This window comes from Burkholderia aenigmatica, assembly GCF_902499175.1.
Lineage (GTDB): Bacteria > Pseudomonadota > Gammaproteobacteria > Burkholderiales > Burkholderiaceae > Burkholderia > Burkholderia aenigmatica.
In genome coordinates, this window is record NZ_CABVQC010000047.1 from 1 (window position 1) to 20,577 (window position 20,577).

18 protein-coding genes are annotated in these 20,577 nt (G+C 62.4%); 6 read left to right on the top strand and 12 right to left on the bottom strand.

The features are described from left to right. Positions 1–554: 554 nt before the first annotated feature. Genes BDO18943_RS28160 through BDO18943_RS28175 form a run of 4 tightly spaced genes read right to left on the bottom strand, consistent with a single transcriptional unit; the run spans position 555 to position 6,215 of the window. Entirely contained in the window at positions 555–1,016 is a 462-nt protein-coding gene (locus BDO18943_RS28160) for a hypothetical protein (protein ID WP_175024856.1), read from the bottom strand. A gap of 12 nt (positions 1,017–1,028) precedes the next feature. Continuing rightward, positions 1,029–2,756 carry a DUF4150 domain-containing protein gene (locus tag BDO18943_RS28165; protein ID WP_235996210.1) on the bottom strand — a complete coding sequence of 576 codons (1,728 nt, stop codon included), beginning with the start codon at positions 2,754–2,756 and terminating at the stop codon, positions 1,029–1,031. Continuing rightward, positions 2,749–4,092, bottom strand: coding sequence for a DUF2169 family type VI secretion system accessory protein (locus BDO18943_RS28170; protein WP_175024857.1), 1,344 nt, complete (start codon positions 4,090–4,092; stop codon positions 2,749–2,751). The genes BDO18943_RS28165 and BDO18943_RS28170 overlap by 8 nt, the downstream gene beginning before the upstream one ends. An 11-nt stretch (positions 4,093–4,103) precedes the next feature. Beyond that, on the bottom strand, positions 4,104–6,215 hold the full coding sequence (locus BDO18943_RS28175; protein WP_175024858.1) for a type VI secretion system Vgr family protein: 2,112 nt from the start codon (positions 6,213–6,215) through the stop codon (positions 4,104–4,106). A gap of 134 nt (positions 6,216–6,349) precedes the next feature. On the opposite strand from BDO18943_RS28175, the gene tssF reads away from it, so the two are divergent. After that, positions 6,350–8,224 (top strand): type VI secretion system baseplate subunit TssF, encoded by a 1,875-nt coding sequence (gene tssF / locus BDO18943_RS28180; protein WP_175024859.1) that lies wholly within the window; start codon positions 6,350–6,352, stop codon positions 8,222–8,224. 59 nt (positions 8,225–8,283) lie between these two features. On the opposite strand, the gene BDO18943_RS28185 is transcribed toward tssF, so the two are convergent. From BDO18943_RS28185 to BDO18943_RS28195, 3 genes are all read right to left on the bottom strand, one after another. Then, positions 8,284–8,910, bottom strand: coding sequence for a hypothetical protein (locus tag BDO18943_RS28185; protein WP_175024860.1), 627 nt, complete (start codon positions 8,908–8,910; stop codon positions 8,284–8,286). A 3-nt stretch (positions 8,911–8,913) separates the two neighbouring features. Next, positions 8,914–9,309 (bottom strand): DUF3592 domain-containing protein, encoded by a 396-nt coding sequence (locus BDO18943_RS28190; protein WP_175024861.1) that lies wholly within the window; start codon positions 9,307–9,309, stop codon positions 8,914–8,916. A 1,359-nt stretch (positions 9,310–10,668) separates the two neighbouring features. Then, positions 10,669–11,367 carry an MgtC/SapB family protein gene (locus BDO18943_RS28195; protein WP_175024862.1) on the bottom strand — a complete coding sequence of 233 codons (699 nt, stop codon included), beginning with the start codon at positions 11,365–11,367 and terminating at the stop codon, positions 10,669–10,671. 114 nt (positions 11,368–11,481) lie between these two features. On the opposite strand from BDO18943_RS28195, the gene BDO18943_RS28200 reads away from it, so the two are divergent. Then, positions 11,482–12,591 (top strand): AGE family epimerase/isomerase, encoded by a 1,110-nt coding sequence (locus BDO18943_RS28200; protein WP_175024863.1) that lies wholly within the window; start codon positions 11,482–11,484, stop codon positions 12,589–12,591. Here BDO18943_RS28200 and BDO18943_RS28205 read toward each other — a convergent pair. After that, positions 12,564–14,183 (bottom strand): methyl-accepting chemotaxis protein, encoded by a 1,620-nt coding sequence (locus BDO18943_RS28205; protein ID WP_175024864.1) that lies wholly within the window; start codon positions 14,181–14,183, stop codon positions 12,564–12,566. The genes BDO18943_RS28200 and BDO18943_RS28205 overlap by 28 nt on opposite strands. Before the next feature lie 268 nt (positions 14,184–14,451). On the opposite strand from BDO18943_RS28205, the gene BDO18943_RS28210 reads away from it, so the two are divergent. Next, positions 14,452–14,895 carry a PaaI family thioesterase gene (locus BDO18943_RS28210; protein WP_011353771.1) on the top strand — a complete coding sequence of 148 codons (444 nt, stop codon included), beginning with the start codon at positions 14,452–14,454 and terminating at the stop codon, positions 14,893–14,895. A gap of 60 nt (positions 14,896–14,955) precedes the next feature. On the opposite strand, the gene BDO18943_RS28215 is transcribed toward BDO18943_RS28210, so the two are convergent. The 4 genes from BDO18943_RS28215 to BDO18943_RS28230 all read right to left on the bottom strand — a co-directional run bounded on the left by BDO18943_RS28215 (position 14,956) and on the right by BDO18943_RS28230 (position 17,577). Next, positions 14,956–15,237: a type II toxin-antitoxin system RelE family toxin gene (locus tag BDO18943_RS28215; protein ID WP_175024865.1), complete on the bottom strand. Its 282-nt coding sequence runs from the start codon at positions 15,235–15,237 to the stop codon at positions 14,956–14,958. Then, entirely contained in the window at positions 15,227–15,475 is a 249-nt protein-coding gene (locus BDO18943_RS28220) for a type II toxin-antitoxin system Phd/YefM family antitoxin (RefSeq protein WP_175019247.1), read from the bottom strand. The genes BDO18943_RS28215 and BDO18943_RS28220 overlap by 11 nt, the downstream gene beginning before the upstream one ends. A 129-nt stretch (positions 15,476–15,604) precedes the next feature. Beyond that, a complete protein-coding gene (locus tag BDO18943_RS28225) occupies positions 15,605–16,657 on the bottom strand; it encodes a CaiB/BaiF CoA transferase family protein (protein ID WP_175024866.1) in 1,053 nt (350 codons plus the stop codon). 152 nt (positions 16,658–16,809) lie between these two features. Continuing rightward, positions 16,810–17,577, bottom strand: a complete 768-nt coding sequence (locus BDO18943_RS28230; protein ID WP_175024867.1) for an IclR family transcriptional regulator — start codon at positions 17,575–17,577, stop codon at positions 16,810–16,812. Positions 17,578–17,711: 134 nt separating this feature from the next. On the opposite strand from BDO18943_RS28230, the gene BDO18943_RS28235 reads away from it, so the two are divergent. From BDO18943_RS28235 to BDO18943_RS28245, 3 genes are all read left to right on the top strand, one after another. After that, positions 17,712–18,494: a crotonase/enoyl-CoA hydratase family protein gene (locus BDO18943_RS28235; protein ID WP_175024868.1), complete on the top strand. Its 783-nt coding sequence runs from the start codon at positions 17,712–17,714 to the stop codon at positions 18,492–18,494. 64 nt (positions 18,495–18,558) lie between these two features. Next, on the top strand, positions 18,559–19,779 hold the full coding sequence (locus BDO18943_RS28240) for a CaiB/BaiF CoA transferase family protein (protein ID WP_175024869.1): 1,221 nt from the start codon (positions 18,559–18,561) through the stop codon (positions 19,777–19,779). Beyond that, positions 19,776–20,576 (top strand): enoyl-CoA hydratase/isomerase family protein, encoded by an 801-nt coding sequence (locus tag BDO18943_RS28245; RefSeq protein WP_175024870.1) that lies wholly within the window; start codon positions 19,776–19,778, stop codon positions 20,574–20,576. Before BDO18943_RS28240 ends, BDO18943_RS28245 begins: the two co-directional genes overlap by 4 nt. The last annotated feature ends 1 nt before the right edge of the window (position 20,577 follow it).

The window sequence follows — 20,577 nt, forward strand, 5'->3', positions numbered from 1 at the left end:
ACCTCGCATCGGCCTGCTCTTCCTTGATCTCGGGAACCTACATCGTGCAGGACCGACCGAGGTATTTCAACGACCTGCTAGACACCACCCCACTATAGGTCGGATGAATGGGTCCGTCGAGGCGGCATGTTCCTATCGACGACCGTCGCCGAGACGGGACATCGCGTCGCGGACAGGCAGTCAAAGAAACGTTCCCGGTCACATGAGCACGCAACTCACCGCAGCACCTGCAACCGTCACTCCAATGATGCAGCAGTACCTGCGCCTTATCTGACAAGTCATAACTCACAAAGCTACGCTAAAACCTACGCCAAGACTTACGCCGATGCTTTTCGAAATTGATAGACTCCAGCGCGAAGCGGTCCAAGCTCAACCGCAATGAAAGTGATAAGCGCAATGCTTATCCAGTAAGGCTCTGACTCCTTGCTGTAGCAAATTTGTAGCACATAATAAAGCCCGCTCGCTGCGGGCTTTATTGCTTCTGAGCATCAGTCCCGGCTATTCGCAGTGCCCGATCAAGCGGTAGGATACGTCGTTCGAAGATCATTACGTCGCTACTCCTCTGCTAACCCGCTCAAATCTACAGGTTTGGGATTTACCTGCGCGCTCACAGCACGCTGTAATGTCCCCGGTTTTCTACGCAGCGCGTATGCCCGCATTACGGACAATGGCGCAAATTCAAGCCCCTCGATGCTGGTATGCCCCACGATTACTGGGCTATTGAAGTTTATATTCTTCTCATCATCAAGTGGCAACGCCCACTTCCCACCGTAGCATTCTCTAACGATCTCCCCAAGGTAGCGAGCAAACGTAACCACAAGTCCCGATACGTAGTCTTTCTCCTTTCCATCAGACAGGAGATCAAACAGTTTTTCCAAATTCGGCAAATCATCCAACCCGACCTTCAATTCTATTCCGCGCCTCTTCGCCTCATCAGACAACCAATCCAACTGTTCGTCCATTACCATCAAGAAATCGTCAAACTTCTCTTCGGCCGCGTTTCTATCAAATGTCATTTCGCATTCCTTTTACGGAATTTTTGGACCAATATGGGCATCCACACCAGCCTTCTCCAAAGCGTCAAGATAGGGCTTTGATGCACCTTGCTCCAAAATATGTTCGACCTGCCAACCTTGCTTGACCAGTTCACCGTCTTTTTGAATTGCCAGGATGTTTTCCTTCGTCAAGCTTACAGGACCTGTTTTGAGCTGTCCTGCATACATTTCGTCCGCCTTCAGGATATCAATCTGGCGATTTGTGAGAGGTGTCTTGAGCGTCCCCTCCGAAGCACCCATGGCATCACGATATGCAGCTTCACGTTCAGCGCCAAACTGGTAGTTGCGCATATTTGTATCGTACTGTTTGCTCCATGCCTCGTAATCTTTCTTTCCCCCTCTCGCTTTGTATCTCTCCCACCTTGCCGCTTTATGCTCGAGTGAACCGGGTTTTGGCTTGCCAGAAATCTTTAGTCCGTCTCCTGCCGGCCCCGCTTCGACTGGCTTAGCCACCTTCGATACGTCAGCGGCCCCTTCAGCCCCCTTGGCCGTCGCGGCCCCCGCCTCCCCGGTCTTTCCTACCGCACTCGATACGTCCGCCACTTCTCCAGCCTTGCCAGCTACATTTGTCGCTTCACCCATCTTACCGGCAACGTTCGCCGCCTCGCCAATCTTCCCCGCCACATTCCCCACTTCGCCGGCTTTGCCCGCCGCACCGACGCCACCAGCGAACAGACCTCCAATGTCGACCATGCCACGCCCAAGCGCCTCGCCGTAGTTGCCTTGACTCCACGCTTCCATGTACGGCTTGGTGATGCCATCGACAATCGCCCCCGGATGGTCGTAGATCGCTTGGGCGGTCTTTCCGGCTGAGTCCAGCGTCTGCGAGTACCCGTGATAGTCGTATAACCCTGTCAGATCAGACAGGCCCTCAGCAGCCTGCGACACTGGCGATAACTTGGCTGCCCCGACTCCTAACCCGACCAAGCCCTTACCCATATCCCACACCGCACCGCCGGCCCCCTTGAAGAACCCGCCGACCTGATGCATGACGCCCTTCTCGGGTGGCGGATTAGCATCTCCCGCGACGTTCCCGCTCGCATCCACCGAGCTTCCCGGCGCGGGAGCGGTTACATAGGTACCCGTACAGTTGCCGGAATTCATCGTGCACGGATCACCGTCACGAATAACCGGATGACCGCCCGCGCGAACCGTCGTGCTTCCTTTCGTCGGCTTGGTCTCGCCTCCCACCGTACCGGAACCCACTCCATCGGCCGAGCCCGCCTCGTCGCCTGTACAGGTCGGGACCACACTCTGATCGAGCACGTATGCCGGCTTTCCGTTGAATCGCACGCTCGGCACGATGCCCGATGACCCGCTCAGATCCGACACAACCTGATAGGGCACGGGCGGCGTCGAACTGCCCATCGGCGTCTTGCAGACATCAGGCGTGCTACTGACGGCCTTGAAGCTACCGTCCTGTCTCGATGCAATCCGATTGCCCTTGGAGAAGTGATCGGACGGTTGCGCCTTATCCTGCGGCTTATAGACGCCTGTTTCAAAGCGCCTTTGAACTGACTTCCCCGCCTCGTCAAATATATCCCGCAGGTCGGGACGGTCGCTCCACGGATTCGGTGTGTTCCATAGAGCATCCAGATTTTTCACCGCGTCACGGGCCTGCTCGACACTCTGGATGTTGAAGTGCTCGCGGAAAACATCGCCCGCGTCACCGGTAACAGTAATCTCCAACGGTTCAGCCATGTTGCGCTCCGGTCGATACGATCGAAGTTACCGGCGAACCTGCAGCAAGTCGTTCCAAGTCGGCATGATTCACAAACCTTGCCTCGAAGCGCTGCGCACGCATGGACTTCATCAGCGTCGCGCGCCACACCAACGTCACCATAGGCTTCGCAGCGTCCGACACATCGACAGACAACGTATCGAGCAGCAGCGGCGCGAACTTGAGCGACTGGTCGGTGTAGACCCATCCCATCGGTAGATGTCCTGGCAATACGATGCGCAGGATCGTATTGCCACGCTCGTCGACGGCCGATCCGGGCGTGCCGGCAGGAACAAGATTCGTCAGCGCGATCGTCTCGTTACCCTTCAGGTGCGGCAGCTGCATCTGCGGATGCGCGCCGTTCCAGTACCTGAACTGAAAATCGTCTGGTAAGCCCGGATGGCGCTCGGCGAGCCACTGGTCATCGTAGGTGCCAGCAAGCTCACGCCTCGATCGCCACGCTTTCCCGACGATACCAAGGCCAGCCGGATGCAGCGACGGATGCGCCTGCCCATTCGAAGCTGCTAGCCACGCTTGTATCGAGATGGGTTCACTGCTGGCTTCGACCTGCGGAGCAGCGACCTTCTGCTGCTTCGTCGCGGTAAGGAACCAACGCTCGGCAAACCCGAGACCGATCGGATTGTCTTCGCAGGCCGTATGCGCCACCGGAACGTTATCTTGATCGGGATGTGCAGCCTGCTGTTTGTCATCAAGCCGAGATGGCTTCGGCACACGTTTCGCGCCGGGGTCATGTGCGTTGACGCGACACTGACCACCCCATGCGTATTCGTAACGCATAGGCAGCGCTGTGATTGACTCGGGCGGCGTCAGCCACCAGTCGAGGGGACGCACGATGCCGAGCGAGGCGATCTTCACGAGTCGATTCATGCTTCGACCAAACATCGAACGCCGAGCAAAGTACCTTTGACCTGTCACGGACAGCCTGCGATCCAGTAGGACTTTCGTCGTCGGCACACCCGCGTCGTCGTCGGATCCCATGAGCGCCGACACAATTCGAACGCCCGCCGCGAAGCGCGGCAACGATCGCCCCTGCGGCGCGTAGGCCGTCCCGTTGATCAGTACATCGCAAAGCGGTTTATATGGCGCGAGATCGCTTTCCTCTGCCACGCTGGACTGATTCGGCTCGCCGTGGAAGCGATCTGATGTCGCGAGCGGCGTCTGCTCCTGTGCCAGCACCAGCGAGCCATTGCGCAGTTCGAAAGTCTGCCGCAATACAACGGTATGGAACGATGCGCCGTTCGGCGCAAACGATTCGAACGCTAGCGCAGGGAAAGGCGTGTGATTGGAGAATTCCATCGCTGCCCCTGTCAGTTGACGTCAACGTCCTTGCCGTTGATCTGCACTGGCCCGGAGCCCTCAATCAGCAACTGCGTTCCGCGCAACGTGATGTGCCCATTGCTCTCCATAACGAGAACTGCGCTCCCAGTCTTGAGCTCAATTCGGTCGCCGGCCGTGATCGTGTAGGTTTTCCCGACCATGGTGGTCTTGGAAAGACCGACTTCCTCGGCACTTGCCAAGCCGGCCGACGTATTGACAGCCCCAGCCACCGTCACCTGATAGCCACCACCCACTGTCAGCGCCTTTGCGAGCCCCACCGTCTCCGTCGACGTCAATGCGATCAAGAGGTTTTCCATCCCCTCGATCGTTTCGTTTCGGTTGCCGCCGACCGTCAGCGTTTCGTTATTACCTACGGTTTCCGTCCGATCCACGCCGATGTGAAGGGTCTCGTTGTTGTCGACCGTCTCGGTTCGATCGTGCTTCACATGCACCGTTTCGTCATGGTCGATGTTCTTCGTGCGATCGTTGCCGACCCAGTGTGACTCGTCGTGCTCGACCTCGAGACGCTGATCCTTCTCAGCATGCAGCCAGACCTCTTCCGCCCCCTTTTTGTCCTCGAAGCGAATCGCGTTGGCCGTGTTGACGTTACCGGTCTTGGTCGAGCGAGTGAGAATCCCGCTCTGCGTCGCATTCGCGGGCAGCCCCCATGGCGGCATGTTCCCCGAGTTGTACACGCTCGAGATAATCAGGGGCCTATCTGGATTTCCATCCAGAAAAATGACGACCACCTCATCCCCGATTCGCGGAATCTGAATCATCCCGAATCCGCGCCCGGCCCACGGCTGCCCGACACGCACCCAGCACGAGCTGCCCTGATTGCGCTTGCCGAGACGATCCCAATGAAACTGCACCTTCACACGACCGAGATTATCCGTGTAGATCTCTTCACCCTGCGGGCCCACGACGATCGCAGTTTGCGGTCCGATGATAGACGGCCGCTCAATCGTAAAGGCAGGACGATATGGAATCTTCTTGCGGATACAGGTGAAACTGCACTGGTAGCTCCCCGCGCCCTCGCCTGCCTGATAGTTGTTCGTGCCGCTGTGCGTCACCGACGTAATCAGAAACTGACGATCCTCCGGTTTTGCATCGCCGTGGTCGTAGTGATCGTCCAACTCGAAATACCGGCACGGCGACAATCGCCGACTGGTGCTCGTCCCGACGAAGACCTTGCTGTTGGCTGCAAGCGCCTGCGTCCTGAAGCGCGTCAACTCCTCTCCTCGGTCACTATCGGCAAAACCGTGTTCCCCTAGGTAGTCGTACACCTCGTACGACGGCACTTCGCCCTGATTTACCTCGGTACCTCCCGATACAAACCGGCGCGCATGCGGAACCTTGTAGTCGAATGTCTTCAGGCCGACGCTATTGGATTCCAGTTGCCGACTTGCCTGGAAGGACGTCACTACCGCCAGATTGTCGAGCGCCTCGTCCTTCGTATACTGCAGTACCGGGCTGCGGCCGTCGATCTGCTTCGCTGCGATCGAGTTATCCGTGATGATCAGCTTGTGACCATCCTTCGCATGCTCGAAGAAAAAGAACAGGCCATCTTCCTGCATCAGCCGTTCGACGAATTCGAGATCGGTTTCACGATACTGCGTGCAGTAACTGCGGTTCTTCGTACCTTTCGACAGTCGGAACTCGAACGACGCGATCTTCCCGTACTCTTGAAATACCTTCGAAAGAATGTCCTCGGTGTTTTCCTCTTGGAAAACGCGAATGTCGCGACGGCGAGACAGCATCCAGAGCCACGGCACGATGACCGCGCTATAGACCGTGAAACCGCCATCGTTGTCCAGGTGAGTGAAGCTGGCAACGTAACCGTGAAAGTACCGCTCCTCCGAACTCGCCAGCGCATCGGTCAGCTGTAACGTAATCGTCACAGATTGACCGATCATCTTTTTCAGTTCGATATTCGGATCTTGCGATGCGAGACGGACGTGAATCTCGAAATTTTGAGATAAGCCTTCAGCGCACTGAAAATCGACAAGCACCAGATCGGACCGCCCTTTCATTGGCGTCTGAATGGTGAAAAGCCGGTTGGCTTGAAGACCAAAAAAACTCGCAATATCTGACATTTGCATGGCAGCCTCGGAACCCCGTAGTGAACGGGCAGGATATTATTCGTCGGTGGATTTTAAACTGCTTGTCCCTGGCTGACTCAAGTTTTACGATTCTTGTGCCTTTGCTATTGGGGACGGAGTTGTATGGAAGGTGAATGGAAACACTGCTGCCCCACTACGAATACGAGGTCGGCCTGCTGTTGCGCGGTCTGACGGAGTTTGCCCAGCGTTACCCGAAGATCGGAGCGCGGCTCGGGATCGGGAATGGTCACGGTGATCTGCACGTCGACCGGATGATTCAGACGTTCGCGCTACTAGGAGCGCGGATCGACGCGAAGCTCGAGGACAGCTATCCTGAATTCACCGAAGCGTTGCTCGAAACACTGTATCCGCAGTACTTGCGCACGGTACCCGCTTGCGCGATCGCGCAATTCGACCCCAGCGCCCTGTTCAATCAACTGACGACGCCACTCACGGTCACGCGCGGCACATCGCTCGACGCCAATGCTGCTGCGTTCCGGTTTCGAACGGTCTATGACGTAATACTGTCGCCGCTACGCATTCATTCGGCACGATATGCACCTGCTACACTGGCCCCTTCAACGGTTCGCTTGCCAGCAGACATCACCGGCATCATCTCGATCACGTTCGCCAGCGCAACGCCGTCTGAAACCTTCGATTCCGCGATCCCGTCCGACTTCGTTCGCACACACCTGTCCGGCGATAGACCGCTGGTCGCGACGCTGACCGACTCTTTGCTGCAGCACGCCTGCGCTGCATTCGTTGAGGTCGACCAGAGCGGACGGTGGAGCGCATTGTCGAAAGTTCCAATCGAGATGGTGGGCTTCGACGAGAACGAACAGCTATTACCGAAGGAGCCCGTCAACACTTCCGCCGCGCTCCAATACTTGATCGAATCTTTCGCGTTCCCGGAGAAATTCGATTTCATCGACGTCGATCTGGAACGAATGCGACGCGCCGCACGCGCACCTGAAGCACGGCTGCTAACGCTGCATGTCGCGATTCGCGGCCTAGCCGAGAAATCAAGCGCAGGCCAAGCAATAAATGGCCTGGACGCTACCGCTTTCCAGCTGTTCTGCACCCCGGTCGTCAATCTGTTCAAGCGAGATGCAACGCCAATCCAGTTGACGAGCGCCGACATGGCGTACCCCGTGACGCCCGTCCCGCTACAGACAGGCGTTCCGCTCGACGTGTATTCGATCGACGCCGTCTATCTCGGTGATCGAACACAATCCGATCAGGACAAGATTGCAGTGACTCGTCAGACCACGCGCACCACAGTCCTGCCGTATCATGCGTTTAGTCACAGTCGGCCCGCCGATCCAGCGGTTGCCTACTGGACAGCATTTCGAGATCCTCACACGGCAGCCGGTGCATCTCGTTCGCCGCTCCTGCTATCACTGGTCAGTTTCGCGGGAAACGCCACCCATCCGAAGCGCCAACAAGTCGACGTAGAAGTCACGGCAACCAACGGCGATTTGCCCTCTCGCTTGCCGATCGGCGCGCCTGACAGCGACCTGCTGCATGATGGTGCCGCGCTGGCATGTCCGATCCGACTTCTCGCACGACCGACCTTGCCAAGCAAGCTGCCTCGCGGACATAACTCTTTGTGGCGGGTTCTGGCCGGCATGTCACTCCATCCGTTTGACCTGACTCAAATAGGATTGAAAACCTTCAAGGATTTTCTCCGACTGCACGCACCGCGTGCGAACGTCATCGCACAGCGCAGCATCGATGCAATCACCGGACTTGACTACCAACCCGCTATCAAATGGATGTCGCTAGCCAGCCAATTTCCGTCGTTCGTACGCGGAGTGGAAATCATCGTGTCTCTGGACGAAGATGCGCTACGCGATGTCACGCTGAGCCTGTTCGCAAGGGTGCTTGATCGATTCTTCGCACCCTACGCGCCGACAAACAGCTACGTCCAATTGATCCTCCGATCGGCAAAAAATGGGACGGAGTTGCTGCGCCGCTCCACTCAACCGGGGATACGCCCCGTACTCTAGCCAATCGGCAACGACGAGGCCTGTCGAGCTGCGTCAACCAATCCGTTTTTCGTTGATGATCAGTTCACGCCCGGCAATTCGCTGATCGGCCCCTGCTTTGGAATGGGTTCCTTGCCTTGATACGTCATTTGGCCAAACATGAGTCCACCGCCGAAGGAATCAGTCCACCCCTCCATTCGACCGCGCGTTCTGATAAAAATCGGAGCCGACATGATTACCTGTCGCATGAATACCGCCCCGGCCAAGGGAACCATGGCAAGCTTCATTAGATTCGGATTGATTCCGGCAAGCATAAACGTGCCGCTCCAACCAGCGAGGTACCCGAATGACAAATCGACATAGAGTACGCCGCCCTCAAAATTCTTGAGCTGCAATTCCTGGCCACGAAATGCTTCTGTCATGTATACCATGCCCGTGCTGTCAAAGCCTTTTGTCGCGCCGCTCCCACCTACACTACGCCCATGGATATTGAGTTTCGGCAGCTCAAGCTTACCTAGCTTGAGCCATTTGAGAATGGGAAATGACAATCCCGCCCCTACACTCGCGTATGTGAACTGCTCGGGTTGCCCCGATGGTGGATCAAACACCATGACGCCACCCGAAGCAAGAAGCAGGTCAAGGCCAACGCCACCGCCCGCCCCAGTGTCGTAAGCCCACTTGCTTTCTCTCAGTGTCTTTATCCACATGACTTATCCATATTTCGGTCGGAATGACTGGCCTGTCAACCCGCCATACAGTAACGCGACCGTAAACGCGGCTAATATAAGAGTCTCAAGCCACATGTTGGTAAACGTGTCAATTTCTGCTGTTTCCCGTGGCTTGGTCGGAACATAACGGACCGGAACAGAATCCCCGACTTCCACCGAGACAAAGCTCCCGGGAAACGATACGTGTTCGCCACCTTGTGTCACAAAGGAAATCTCCGGGTGACGCTCGCCGTGGTTTAGCCGAATGACCGTACCTTGCGTCGCGACCGAAGATTTGATGAAGGCCAACCGATCGCTGAGCGAAATCAGCGTACCGATGGCTACGCACAGACCGAGCAACAGCGCGAAGTAATTGAACTTGTGTACTTTACTGGCCACTGTTTTTCCTGATGTTGAAAGTTGCGTTCAAACTTCCTGACATGCTTCACGAGATCTTGCACAGTTCGCAACAGTCAAGAAGCGTTGCGCGCAAGCTTATCAAAACAGACAGGGAGTTCCATCCCCGTTTATGCAGGATGACCGCGACAATGCTTTCCATCCGACGCATGTATCTTGCGATTTGCCCAAAGTGACGTCAACTCTAAGCCTGTCCCAACCTGCCCTTGCTGCTTACCGGAAGATGGCGACGTTTACGAATCGTCTTCGGGTTCGTCGTCATCTCCAGATAGGCGCATAGTCGACACCAGTGCCCGTTTCGGATCGCATTCGGCGGTGCAGACCAGCGATGCCCGATACGGCACTCCCATTCGAGCTTCGTGCCGGCATTCACATACTCCGTCGAAATGCATCGACCATCCCGTTCAGCAGCAATCGTCCGCATCAGTTCGATACCCAACTTCAAAAACTCGCGACCGCAAATGCGACACCACCGTCCCGAGATAATGGACTCGGGCCTTGCTTGCCAGCGGTGACCACGAGCACACAGCCATTCCAGTTTCGTCACAGCGTTCTGGTAGGCCCGAGACAAGCATCGGCCGCCCCGCGCCTTCGCCAGCCGACGCATATCGGCAATGCCATAGACGTTGCCCTTGTTCTGGCATCTTGGGCACCACGATCCTCGAAAGATCTTTGCACCCTGCGTTTCCCATTCGTGACCGTGCTCGCAACGGAAGCGGTAATAGGCATCGTTCCCAACATATTCGGTAGCGAGACACACCCCCCGCGTTTCAATGCCTGGACCTGCATCACCTGCAAGCCATCAGCACGGCGATACGCCCCCGACTTCTGCTTGTTCGCACATTGTCGACACCATGCGCCTCGTAGCACCTCGAGACCAACGGTCTCCCATTCGTGCCCTTCCGCACACCGAAAGCGATAGCGATCTGCAAGCTTTGTGTAGGCCGTCGACAAGCATTCCCCCCCGCGATCCCGTGCGGCTGCGCGCAGGCGTTTCATCCCATCCGGATCGGACATCCGCTTTGAATGCTCCGCGCGAGCACAAAACACGCACCACGATCCTTTCTGCAAGTTGCTGGCGGTCTTCTCGAAGACGTGCCCTTGACGGCAGTAAACTGATAGCGCGCCTTACGGCCAGCATACTGCGCGGACAAACAACGCCCGCCTGCTTGCCGCGCTAGTTGATCAAGATGCCGCAGTGATTCCCGATCACGACAAGTCGGGCACGCAACGAGGCGGTAGTAGAGATGGAAATCAGATGGCAGGGCCCGCGAGCGCGGAACCGGATGTCGAACGGAATCGGTACTCGGTCATTGTCGCATGCCCCGATGACAATTCCGCCTATTCGTCGCCCGACAACCCGTTGCCCTCTTCGAAACGCGTCACCCCCTTCAGCGCGCGCAGCTTGTCGCAGATCGCCTGGTATTCGAGCTCCGACACCCGCGCGAGTGCGATGCGCACCTCGTCGTGCTCGCCCGTGTCGTCGGCGCGCTGCACGATGAACTGCTTCACGCGCGCGCTGTCCGCGCCGAGCGCCGCGTGCAGCGAATCGAAGTTCAGCGTGCCGCTCACGACCGTCAGCGCGAGCTGGCGCCGCTGGCGCACCGTGAAGTAGCGCCGCTCCAGCGGCTTGATGCCGGCCAGGATGATCAGGATGATGATCGTCGCCGAAATCGACGCGACGTAGAGCCCGCCGCCCACCGCGAGGCCGATCGCCGCGACCGACCACAGGCTCGCGGCGGTCGTCAGCCCGCGCACGATCTCCCCGCGCAGCAGGATCGACCCCGCGCCGAGGAAGCCGATGCCCGACACGACCTGCGCGGCGATCCGCGACGGATCGAGCACGATGTGCTCACTGCTGCCGAGTACGTCGGCGAAGCCGAACGCCGACACGATCATGATCAGCGTCGAGCCGACGCATACAAGCATGTGCGTGCGCAGGCCGGCCGCCCACGACAGGCGCTCGCGCTCGAAGCCGATGACGCTGCCCAGCGCCGCCGCGAGAACGAGCCGCATCACGAGTTCCAGGTTGCTCAGCATGCGATTTATCTCCTTTTTTGGTGCCGGCCGTGCGGAATGTTTTATCCTTGGCCCCGGCCGCGCCGATCTTCCGGGCCGCGCCGACACGTTTCGAACCCAGCGCTCAACCCCGTCATGTCCGTTTCCGACTCCGCTTCCGCCCAGGCCGCCCAGCTGCGCCACCATTTCGCGCACGTCGTCTTGCCGATCTGGCGAGGTTCAGGGTTCGACCAGACATTACAGTTGCCGTTCGAAGCCGTCGATCCGGCCACCCACGCGCCGCTGCCCGTGACCCGTTATCGCGCAATGGCCTGCGCGCGGCAACTGTTCGTGTTCGCGCAGGCCGGCGACACCGCGCACGCGGCCACGCTGTTCGACGCACTGGGCCGGCGCTTTCGCGACCCGCGCCACGGCGGCTGGGTCTACAGCGTCGACGCGCAGGGCGCGCCGCTCGACACGACCAAGGATCTCTACACGCATGCATTCATCGTGTTCGCGTGCGCCGCGTGGTATGCGGCGTCGGGCGACGCCGCCGCCCGCCAGGCGGCCGAGGAGACCGCCGCGCTGATCCAGGACCGCTTCGCGCCGCGCCCCGGCGACGCGCGGCTCGATGCGGCGCGCCACGCCGATTTCTCGTCATCCGGCAGCGGTGCGCTGCAGAATCCGCTGATGCACCTGACCGAAGCGTGGCTCGCGGCTGCCGATGCTTTCGGCGACGCGGCGTTCGACGACGCGCTCGCGCGCACCGCGCAGGCCATCGAGCACACGTTCGTCGACCCGGCGACCGGCTGCGTGGCCGAGCTGCCGCTCGGCTCCGCCGACAACCGTTTCGAGCCCGGCCATCAGTTCGAATGGTTCTACCTGGTCGATGCGGCCGGTGCGCGGTTCGCGCAGACCGAGCTCCCCGGCGCGCTGGCGCGCGCGTTTGCGTTCGCGGAGCAATACGGCGTCGATCCGCAGACGGGCGGCGTCTGCGCGGCACTCGACGCGCAAGGCGCGTGCGTCGACGGCACGCAGCGGATCTGGGCGCAAACCGAGTACCTGCGTGCGCTCGCGACGCACGGCGGCACGCCGGCCTCCGCGCCGCTCGCGCGGCAGATCGAGCACTTCGCCGCGCGCTTCCTGCATCCGCGCGGCTGGTTCGAGTGCAAGACGGCGGACGGGCAGGTGTCGCGCGCCGACATGCCGTCGACGACGCCCTACCACCTCGCGACCGCCTACGCGGCGCTGCCCACCGGCGCGTAGTCCGTCTCGGCGAACGACGGCGCCGCGCGCTCGCCGCGTGCGGCGCGTCCATCGCCGAGTTCGAACACCGACACCGCCTGCATCAGGTGCGCGGTCTGGTCGTTCAGCGACGCGGCCGCCGCCGCGACCTCCTCCACCAGCGCCGCGTTCTGCTGCGTGAGCTGATCCATCTGCGTGACGGCCTGGTTCACCTGCTCGATCCCGACACTCTGCTCGACCGACGCCGATGTGATCTCGGACATCGTCTGCACGACGCGCGTGATCGACGTCGACACCGTCCGCATCGCGTCGCCGGCGCGCTCGACGAGCTCCGCGCCGCCGTTGATCTGCGCGACCGAATCCTCGATCAGCGCTTTGATCTCCTTCGCCGATTGCGCGCTGCGCTGCGCGAGCGAGCGCACTTCGCCCGCGACGACCGCGAAGCCGCGCCCCTGTTCGCCGGCCCGCGCGGCCTCCACCGCCGCGTTCAGCGCCAGGATGTTGGTCTGGAACGCGATGCCGTCGATCACCGAGATGATCTCCGCGATCCGGCCCGAGCTCTGCGCGATGCCGCGCATCCGGTCGATCACGCTGTCGACCACGCCGCCGCCGTGGCTCGTCGCCTCGAGCGCCGCATCAGCCAGCGCGCTCGCCGCGCGTGCGCTGTCGGTGTTCTGCCGGACGGTCGCCGTCAGTTCCTCCATGCTCGCGGCCGTTTCCTCCAGCGACGCGGCTTGCGTACCGGTGCGCGCCGACAGGTCGGCGTTGCCGCCCGCGATTTCGCCCGCGCCGAGGTGGATCGCGTCGGACGCGTGGCGCACCGTGCGCACGGTGCCCGCGATGCTCGTCTGCATCGCGGCGAGGCCGCGCAGCATCCGGTCGATCTCGAACACGCCGCCCGCCCGCACGACTTCATCGAGCCGGCCCTGCGCGATCCGCTCGAAATGGCGGCCGGCTTCCTCCAGCGGCGCGACGACCGCGCGCCGCGCGGCCGCGTAGATCGCCGCACTCGCGACGAGCATCGCCACCAGCAGCACGATGCCGACCGACTTGAACCAGAGCATGCCGCCGTCGATCGTGTCGAGCGCCGTGCGGCTCGATGCGCCGCCATAGTCGGTGAAGCGGTGCAGCTCGGCGATATAGGCGTCCTGGATGCTCTGCGTCGGCTGGTCGAGGAAGGCCTGGATGTTGTCGGCATCGAGGAACTGTACGAGTTCGCCCAGCGCACCGCGCAGCGCGCGATAGCGCTCGGCGAGCGCCGCGACGCGCGCACGGTTGGTATCGTCGACCGGCTGCGCGGCCGTCAGCGCGGCGAACGCCTTGTCCGCCTCCGCGAGCGAAGCGCCGGCATGGCGGATGATGTCTTCCGGCTTCGGGCCGCCGCGCACCATCCGCGTGCCGGCGCGCGACAGGTTGATACGCGCGTCGAGCAGCTGCTGGGTCGCCTGGCTGGCCGCGTCGACCTGCGCGATCGCGACGTTCGACAGATCGTCGACCCCGCTGCGCGTCGACTTGAGCGCCCAAAAGCCGAGCGCCTCGATCGCGAACAGGAAGAGGCAGAACACGGTCAACACGCCGAGCAGACCCGACGCGAGCTTGATTTTTCCGAACATGGGGGAATTCCTGAAAGCGGACGATGAGGCAATGCCCCGGCATTAGCGGCATTTCTTCGTCGGACTTTAGGAACGGACAGTGACGAAGTGCGCGTTGCCCGCGCATTCCCGCCGAATGTCCCGCAAACGGGGAAATCTACGGCATTCGACGCAATAATCGCGTCGCATCGCACCAGAATTCGCACGAAACGCGGACGAATTTCCTTGCTTATCCGCTGCCCCCTTCCTAGAGTTCAGCGCAAGCGGGCACTCATTTCGAGGAAAGTCGATGACCGACATCACGGATCACGCGCGCGGCGCATTGCGTGCGCAACCGTTCAGCATGCTGCTGGGCACGGAGCTGATGCATATCGGCGACAACGAGGTGTCGCTGTGCCTGCCCGTGCGCGAAGAACTGCGGCAACAGCACGGTTTCGTGCACGGCGGCGTCATCAGCTACCTCGCGGACAACGCGCTGACGTTCGCCGGCGCGCTCGTGCTCGGCCCGCGCGTGATCACCGCCGAATACAAGATCAACTACCTGCGGCCGGCCGTGAACGGCACGCTCGTCGCCCGCGCGAAGCTCGTCTATGCGGGCCGGCACCAGGCGACCTGCCAGTGTCATGTGTTCGTCATCGACGGCGATCACGAGCGGCTCGTCGCGATCGCGCAGGGCACGATCAACCGCGTCGGCGACGGCAAGATGCCGGATGCGCCGGAGGAAACGGCGTGAGCGGCCGCGTTTGCGGGAATCGATGAGTTGCAGCGATTCGAAGCCGAAACGCGTACCGTGCTAGCGTTTCATCGCTGCGAGATAGACCGCATCGCGCTCGCGCCGACCCACCGCGACCACCAGCACGATGACCTCGGCATCACGCACTTCGTACACTAGGCGATAGCCCACACTGCGCAGCTTGATCTTGTAGCGGTCGGGGTGGCCATGCAGTTTGGCCGATGGAATGCGAGGATTCTCGAGCCTCTCGGCGAGTCTGGTCTTGAACTGATCGCGAACGGTGCGATCGAGCTTCTTCCACTCCTTCAACGCCGGTTCGAGAAAAGCGAGTTCAAAGGTCATTCAGCTTGACCTTGACGACCTTCTCCTTGGCGCGTGCATCGGCCAACGCATTGTCTTCGATGTCTTCCAGACGTTCGACCATCGCCTCCCAGGTTTTTGCCGGGATGCAGTAGAACGCGGGTTCGTTGTGATTCAGGATCGCGACCGGAAAGCCCTCGCCCGCCGCAACGGTTCCCATCGGATTCCGCTTCAGCTCCGAGACGCTCGCCGTTACGCTCGCCAAGATGGTGTGGGGCATGTCCGCTCCTTCTTCAATCGATCGCCAATTGTACATTAATTAGCACCAAAATTAGCACCAAAATTGATGCCAACCATGCGCGATGCATCGCCATTAATGAATGGGGAGCAAGTCCCTTCAACCACTCGCCTACTCTTTGTCACCCCCCGCCAGCGGCAAAAACCGCGGCGCCACGCGCGCCCGCACGTTGCCGTTCTCATCCGTCCGATAGATCCCGCGTGCCGCGTTGTGCGGATGCGTAGCCGCGTCAGCCACGCTCAGCACCGGCGCAAAGCACACATCGGTACCCTCCAGCAACGCGCGCCAGTGCGCGGACGGCTGCTGCGCGAATACCTCGGCGAAGCGCACCTTCAGCGCAGGCCAGCGCGCGCGGTCGTACTGCGACGCCGGATCGACGTCGGTCAACCCGAGCCGTTCGACCAGCAGCGCATAAAACGGCGGCTCCAGCGCGCCGATCGTCACGCATTCGCCATCCGCGCAGCGGTACACGTCGTAGAACGGCGCGTCGTGAAAGAGGCTCGGCTGTGCGCCGTCGAGCTGCCCGTTCGCGCGCGCCCACAGCGCGAGCGAACCGAGCATCGACACGATGTCGACGATCGCACCGTCGACCACGCGCCCCGGCCCGCCGCCACGCACGTCGAACAGCGCGCAGACGATCCCGAACGCGAGCCCGAGCGCGCCGCCCGCATCGCCGACGACGGTCGGCGGCACCCCCGGCCGGCCGTCGCGCGGTGCCGATAGCGACAACAGCCCCGTCAGCGCGACGTAATTCAGGTCGTGTCCGGCCGCAGCCGCGAGCGGACCACGCTGCCCCCAGCCGGTCATCCGCCCGTACACGAGCGTTGGATGGCGGCGTGCGCAATCGTCGGGCCCGAGGCCGAGCCGCTCCATCACGCCGGGCCGCAGGCCCTCGATCAGCGCATCGGCCTGTGCGATCAGGTCGAGCGCGGCGTCGCGGCCGGCCGGCGACTTCAGGTCGAGTTCGACGATCGTCTTGCCTTCGCGCAACAGGTCGCCGTCGCCTGACTTCAACGCGTCCGGCGCGCTCGTGCGGCCGGCCGGGCGCGCGATCAGCGTGATCCGCGCGCCCATCCCGGCGAGGATCCAGCCCGCAAGCGGGCCGGGGCCGAGCCCTTCGAATTCGATGATGTGGATGCCGGAAAGCGGCGTGTTCAATGGCATGGCGACCTCGCTGAAATGCAGCCGGGACAGGAGCAACGAAACCTCCCGATTCTATGCGAATGCCTGCGCGCGCCAACTTCAGCCGGCTAGGGCCTGTTCACGCTAATAACGGGCTTGTGCTGGCCCCACGAATGAATTTTCCCGAACAGGCCCTAGCCCGCCGAGGCATCCGGCCCCTGCCCGGCCAGCACCTCCCGCATCGCCTGTACGATCGCGTCGCGCTGCGCGTCGATCCGCTCGACCGGCCCGGCCACGCCCATGGCCAGCGGCAGGCCGTTCCAGCCGTCCGCGATCACCATCGAGATCATCGCGGCGCCCTGCGTGACCGTGTGCGCCGAATAGGAATACCCGAACCGGCGCGTCTGTTCGACCTTGTCGAGCACGACATCCTCGTCGATCGTCCGGCCCGACTTGCCGAGCCGGCGGATGCTGCGCGACACGAGCCGGCGGATCACGCTGTCCGGCTGGAGACTCAGCAGCGCCCAGCCGAGGCTCGACATGCAGATCTCGCGACGCGTGCCGATCGGCGCGTAGAACTGGATCGGAAGCGTATGCGCACCCTCGACCGCATCGATGTACTGCACGTACAGGTCGCTCTGCACCGCGATCACGACGGCCTCGCGCGTGCGGACCGCCAGCCGCTTTGCGACGGCATGCCAGTACCGCCGGCTGCCTGCCGTCGAATCGACGAGCGCTTCACCGAGATTGACGAGGCGCGCGGTGGGCGCATACGTATGGCTGGCATCGTCGTACGCGAGATAGCCGAGCGCCTTCATGCTGGTCAGCAACGCCGCCGCGCTCGACCCCGGATAGCCGCAGCGCGTCGAGATCTCCCGCACGCTCAGCGGCCGCTGCAATGCGCTGAACAGCTCCAGCACTTCAAACACGCGCGCCGCGCTCTTGACCACGTTTCCGCTCATCCCGCCGTCTCCTCACGCCACCGGGCGAGCCTTCCACGTATGTGGAACGGAATTTCCCGCCGCCAACCGTCGTGACGATACTAGGCTTCGGCCGGCGGCGTGAAGTCGCGCGGCACGGAATACTCGGAGACACCATGACAGCCTTTCTGATCCGTGAACGGCAGGGACCGATCCTGACCGTCACGATGAACCGTCCGGAAACACGCAACGCCATTTCGGACAACGATGCGATCGACGCACTGACCGAATGCTGCGACGACGCGAACCGCGACGAATCGATCCGCGTGCTGGTCCTGACCGGTGCCGGCACGACGTTCTCGTCGGGTGGCAACGTGAAGGCGATGCGCGCGTTCATGGAATCGGACCCGCACGACCTCGCCGCGATCCGGACAAGCTATCGCCGCGGCATCCAGCGCATTGCGCACGCGTTCCAGCACCTCGAAGTGCCGGCCATCGCGGCGATCAACGGCCCGGCCATCGGCGCCGGCACCGATCTCGCGTGCATGTGCGACATCCGCATCGCCGCCGAACGCGCCCGCTTCGCCGAAAGCTTCATCGCCCTCGGCCTCGTGCCCGGTGACGGCGGCGCGTGGTTCCTGCCGCAGATCGTCGGCACCGCCGTCGCTGCGGAAATGTCGTTCACGGGCGATGCGCTGGACGCACAGGCGGCGCTGCGCTGCGGGCTCGTATCGCGTGTCGTTCCCGATGGCGACCTCCTTGCGCACGCGCTTGAACTGGCCGGCCGCATCACCCGGCACTCGGGCACCGCGTTGCGCCTGACCAAGCGGCTGCTGCGCGAAGGCCGCCACGCGAGCCTCGACACGCTGCTCGACCTGTCGGCGTCGTACCAGGCGTTCGCGCACGCCACCCCCGAACACCGCGAAGCCGTGAACGCACTGTTCGCCGCGCGCGGTTGAATCCGCGCCGCATCGCATGCCGGCGTGCCGGCCCGCCGAATCCCACATCGAAGGAAACATCGTCATGACAAGCAGTACCGAAGGCGCACTCGCAGGCGTGCGCGTGGTCGACCTGAGCCGCGTCTACGCGGGGCCGTTCTGCGCGCAGACGCTCGCCGACCACGGCGCGGACGTCATCAAGATCGAACCGCCGCAAGGCGACGAAACGCGCGACTGGGGGCCCGCGATGCCGAGCGGCATCTCCAGCTACTACTGGGGGCTCAATCGCAACAAGCGCAATCTCGCGCTCGACCTGTCGCACCCTGACGGGCGCGACGTGCTGTTCCGCCTGCTCGACACGGCCGACGTGCTGATCGACAACTTCAAGCAGGGCACGCTCGAACGCTGGGGCATCGACTACGAAGGCTGTCTGCGCGAGCGCTTCCCGCGCCTCGTCCACTGCTCGATCTCCGGATACGGCACCGACGGCCCGCTGGCGCGGTTTCCGGGCTACGACGCCGTCGCGCAGGGTCTCGCCGGCTTCATGTCGATCAACGGCGAGCCGGGCGGCATGCCGCTCAAGGTGCCGTTCCCGGTCGTCGACTACGCGGCGGGCCTGAGTGCCGTGTCGAGCGTCCTGCTCGCGCTGGTCGAACGGACCCGCTCCGGTCTCGGCCAGCACGTCGACATCGACCTGTTCAGCACCGCGCTGTCGATGCTGCATCCGGTCAGCACGACCTGGATGGCGACCGGCGACGTGCCCGTCGCGACCGGCAACGTGTATGCCGCGATCGCGCCGTACGGCGTCTATCCGTGCAAGGACAAGCCGATCTCGACCGGCGCCGGCAACAACCGCACGTTCGCGCGGCTCGTCGAAACGCTCGGCGTGCCCGAGCTGGCGCGCGATCCACGGTTCACGACCAACGCGAAGCGCGTCGCGCATCGCGATGCGCTCGATACGCTGCTCGGCCAGCTGACCGCCGAATTGCATGCCGACGACATCGTCGAGCGGTTGCTGAACGCCGGCGTCGCGACGGGCCCGGTGAACACCGTCGCCGATGCGTTCGGCCATCCGCAAGCCGCGCACAACGCGATGTTCGTCAAGACCGACACGTACACCGGCGCGGGCGTCCCCGCCAAACTCTCCCGCACGCCCGGATCGATACGCCGGCCGCCCCAGCCGTTCGCCGCCGACACCGACGCCGTGCTCGACGCGCTCGGCATCGACGCGGCGCGCCGGGACGCGCTGCGGCAAGCGGGTGTGCTCCACGACACGCGTGCAGACGCCACCGGGAGCGCGTCATGACCCCATCCGGCTCGTTCTCTTCGCTGACGGGCGACAACGCCCCGTCGATCCTGCGCAACGACGACAGCGGCATCGCGTGGCTGACGATCCATCGTCCGCACGTCGCCAATGCACTGTCCGCCGAAGCGATCCGGCGGCTGTGCGACGAACTCGTCACGCTCGACGACGACCCGTCGATCCGCGTCATCGTGATCCGCGGCGCGGGCGAACGCGCGTACAGCGCGGGCGTCGATCTCGGCGATCCCGAGATGCGCGGCATGCAGCCGATGCGCGGGCTCGCACGCAACGTGCACGAGTTGATCCTCGAGCTGCGCAAGCCAACCATCGCGGCGATTAACGGCTACGCGATCGGCGGCGGCTTCGAGATCGCGCTCGCGTGCGACCTGCGGATCGCCGCCGATCACGCGACCTTCGCATTGCCCGAAGCACGCGTCAGCATGGGCGCGAACTTCGCGAGCGTGCTGCTGCCGCGCTTGCTGCCGCGCGCGATCGCGATGGAGCTGCTGTTCACGGGCCGCCGCTTCGACGTGGACGAGGCGCAGCGCGCCGGGTTGCTGAACCGCGTCGTCCCCGGCGCCGCACTCGACGACACCGTGCGCGAACTGGCGCAGACGATCGCCGGGAACGCGCCGCTGACGATCCGCCGCATCAAGGAAACCGCCACCCGCAGCCAGGGGCTGCCGGTGGCCGCCGCGCTGCGGCTGGACGTCGGCCCCGACGTCTATGCGAGCGAAGACCGGATCGAGGGCGCCCGCGCGTTCCTCGAGAAGCGCAAGCCGGTATTCAAGGGGCGCTGAG

What these genes read in the sequence shown, in the direction of transcription:
- BDO18943_RS28195 (WP_175024862.1), bottom strand. Translation starts at nt 11,367, where the DNA reads ATGCTGAGCAACCTGGAACTCGTGATGCGGCTCGTTCTCGCGGCGGCG.
- BDO18943_RS28175 (WP_175024858.1), bottom strand. Translation starts at nt 6,215, where the DNA reads ATGCAAATGTCAGATATTGCGAGTTTTTTTGGTCTTCAAGCCAACCGG.
- BDO18943_RS28210 (WP_011353771.1), top strand. Translation starts at nt 14,452, where the DNA reads ATGACCGACATCACGGATCACGCGCGCGGCGCATTGCGTGCGCAACCG.
- BDO18943_RS28200 (WP_175024863.1), top strand. Translation starts at nt 11,482, where the DNA reads ATGTCCGTTTCCGACTCCGCTTCCGCCCAGGCCGCCCAGCTGCGCCAC.
- BDO18943_RS28220 (WP_175019247.1), bottom strand. Translation starts at nt 15,475, where the DNA reads ATGCCCCACACCATCTTGGCGAGCGTAACGGCGAGCGTCTCGGAGCTG.
- BDO18943_RS28235 (WP_175024868.1), top strand. Translation starts at nt 17,712, where the DNA reads ATGACAGCCTTTCTGATCCGTGAACGGCAGGGACCGATCCTGACCGTC.
- tssF (WP_175024859.1), top strand. Translation starts at nt 6,350, where the DNA reads ATGGAAACACTGCTGCCCCACTACGAATACGAGGTCGGCCTGCTGTTG.
- BDO18943_RS28215 (WP_175024865.1), bottom strand. Translation starts at nt 15,237, where the DNA reads ATGACCTTTGAACTCGCTTTTCTCGAACCGGCGTTGAAGGAGTGGAAG.
- BDO18943_RS28225 (WP_175024866.1), bottom strand. Translation starts at nt 16,657, where the DNA reads ATGCCATTGAACACGCCGCTTTCCGGCATCCACATCATCGAATTCGAA.
- BDO18943_RS28170 (WP_175024857.1), bottom strand. Translation starts at nt 4,092, where the DNA reads ATGGAATTCTCCAATCACACGCCTTTCCCTGCGCTAGCGTTCGAATCG.
- BDO18943_RS28205 (WP_175024864.1), bottom strand. Translation starts at nt 14,183, where the DNA reads ATGTTCGGAAAAATCAAGCTCGCGTCGGGTCTGCTCGGCGTGTTGACC.
- BDO18943_RS28230 (WP_175024867.1), bottom strand. Translation starts at nt 17,577, where the DNA reads ATGAGCGGAAACGTGGTCAAGAGCGCGGCGCGCGTGTTTGAAGTGCTG.
- BDO18943_RS28185 (WP_175024860.1), bottom strand. Translation starts at nt 8,910, where the DNA reads ATGTGGATAAAGACACTGAGAGAAAGCAAGTGGGCTTACGACACTGGG.
- BDO18943_RS28240 (WP_175024869.1), top strand. Translation starts at nt 18,559, where the DNA reads ATGACAAGCAGTACCGAAGGCGCACTCGCAGGCGTGCGCGTGGTCGAC.
- BDO18943_RS28245 (WP_175024870.1), top strand. Translation starts at nt 19,776, where the DNA reads ATGACCCCATCCGGCTCGTTCTCTTCGCTGACGGGCGACAACGCCCCG.
- BDO18943_RS28165 (WP_235996210.1), bottom strand. Translation starts at nt 2,756, where the DNA reads ATGGCTGAACCGTTGGAGATTACTGTTACCGGTGACGCGGGCGATGTT.
- BDO18943_RS28160 (WP_175024856.1), bottom strand. Translation starts at nt 1,016, where the DNA reads ATGACATTTGATAGAAACGCGGCCGAAGAGAAGTTTGACGATTTCTTG.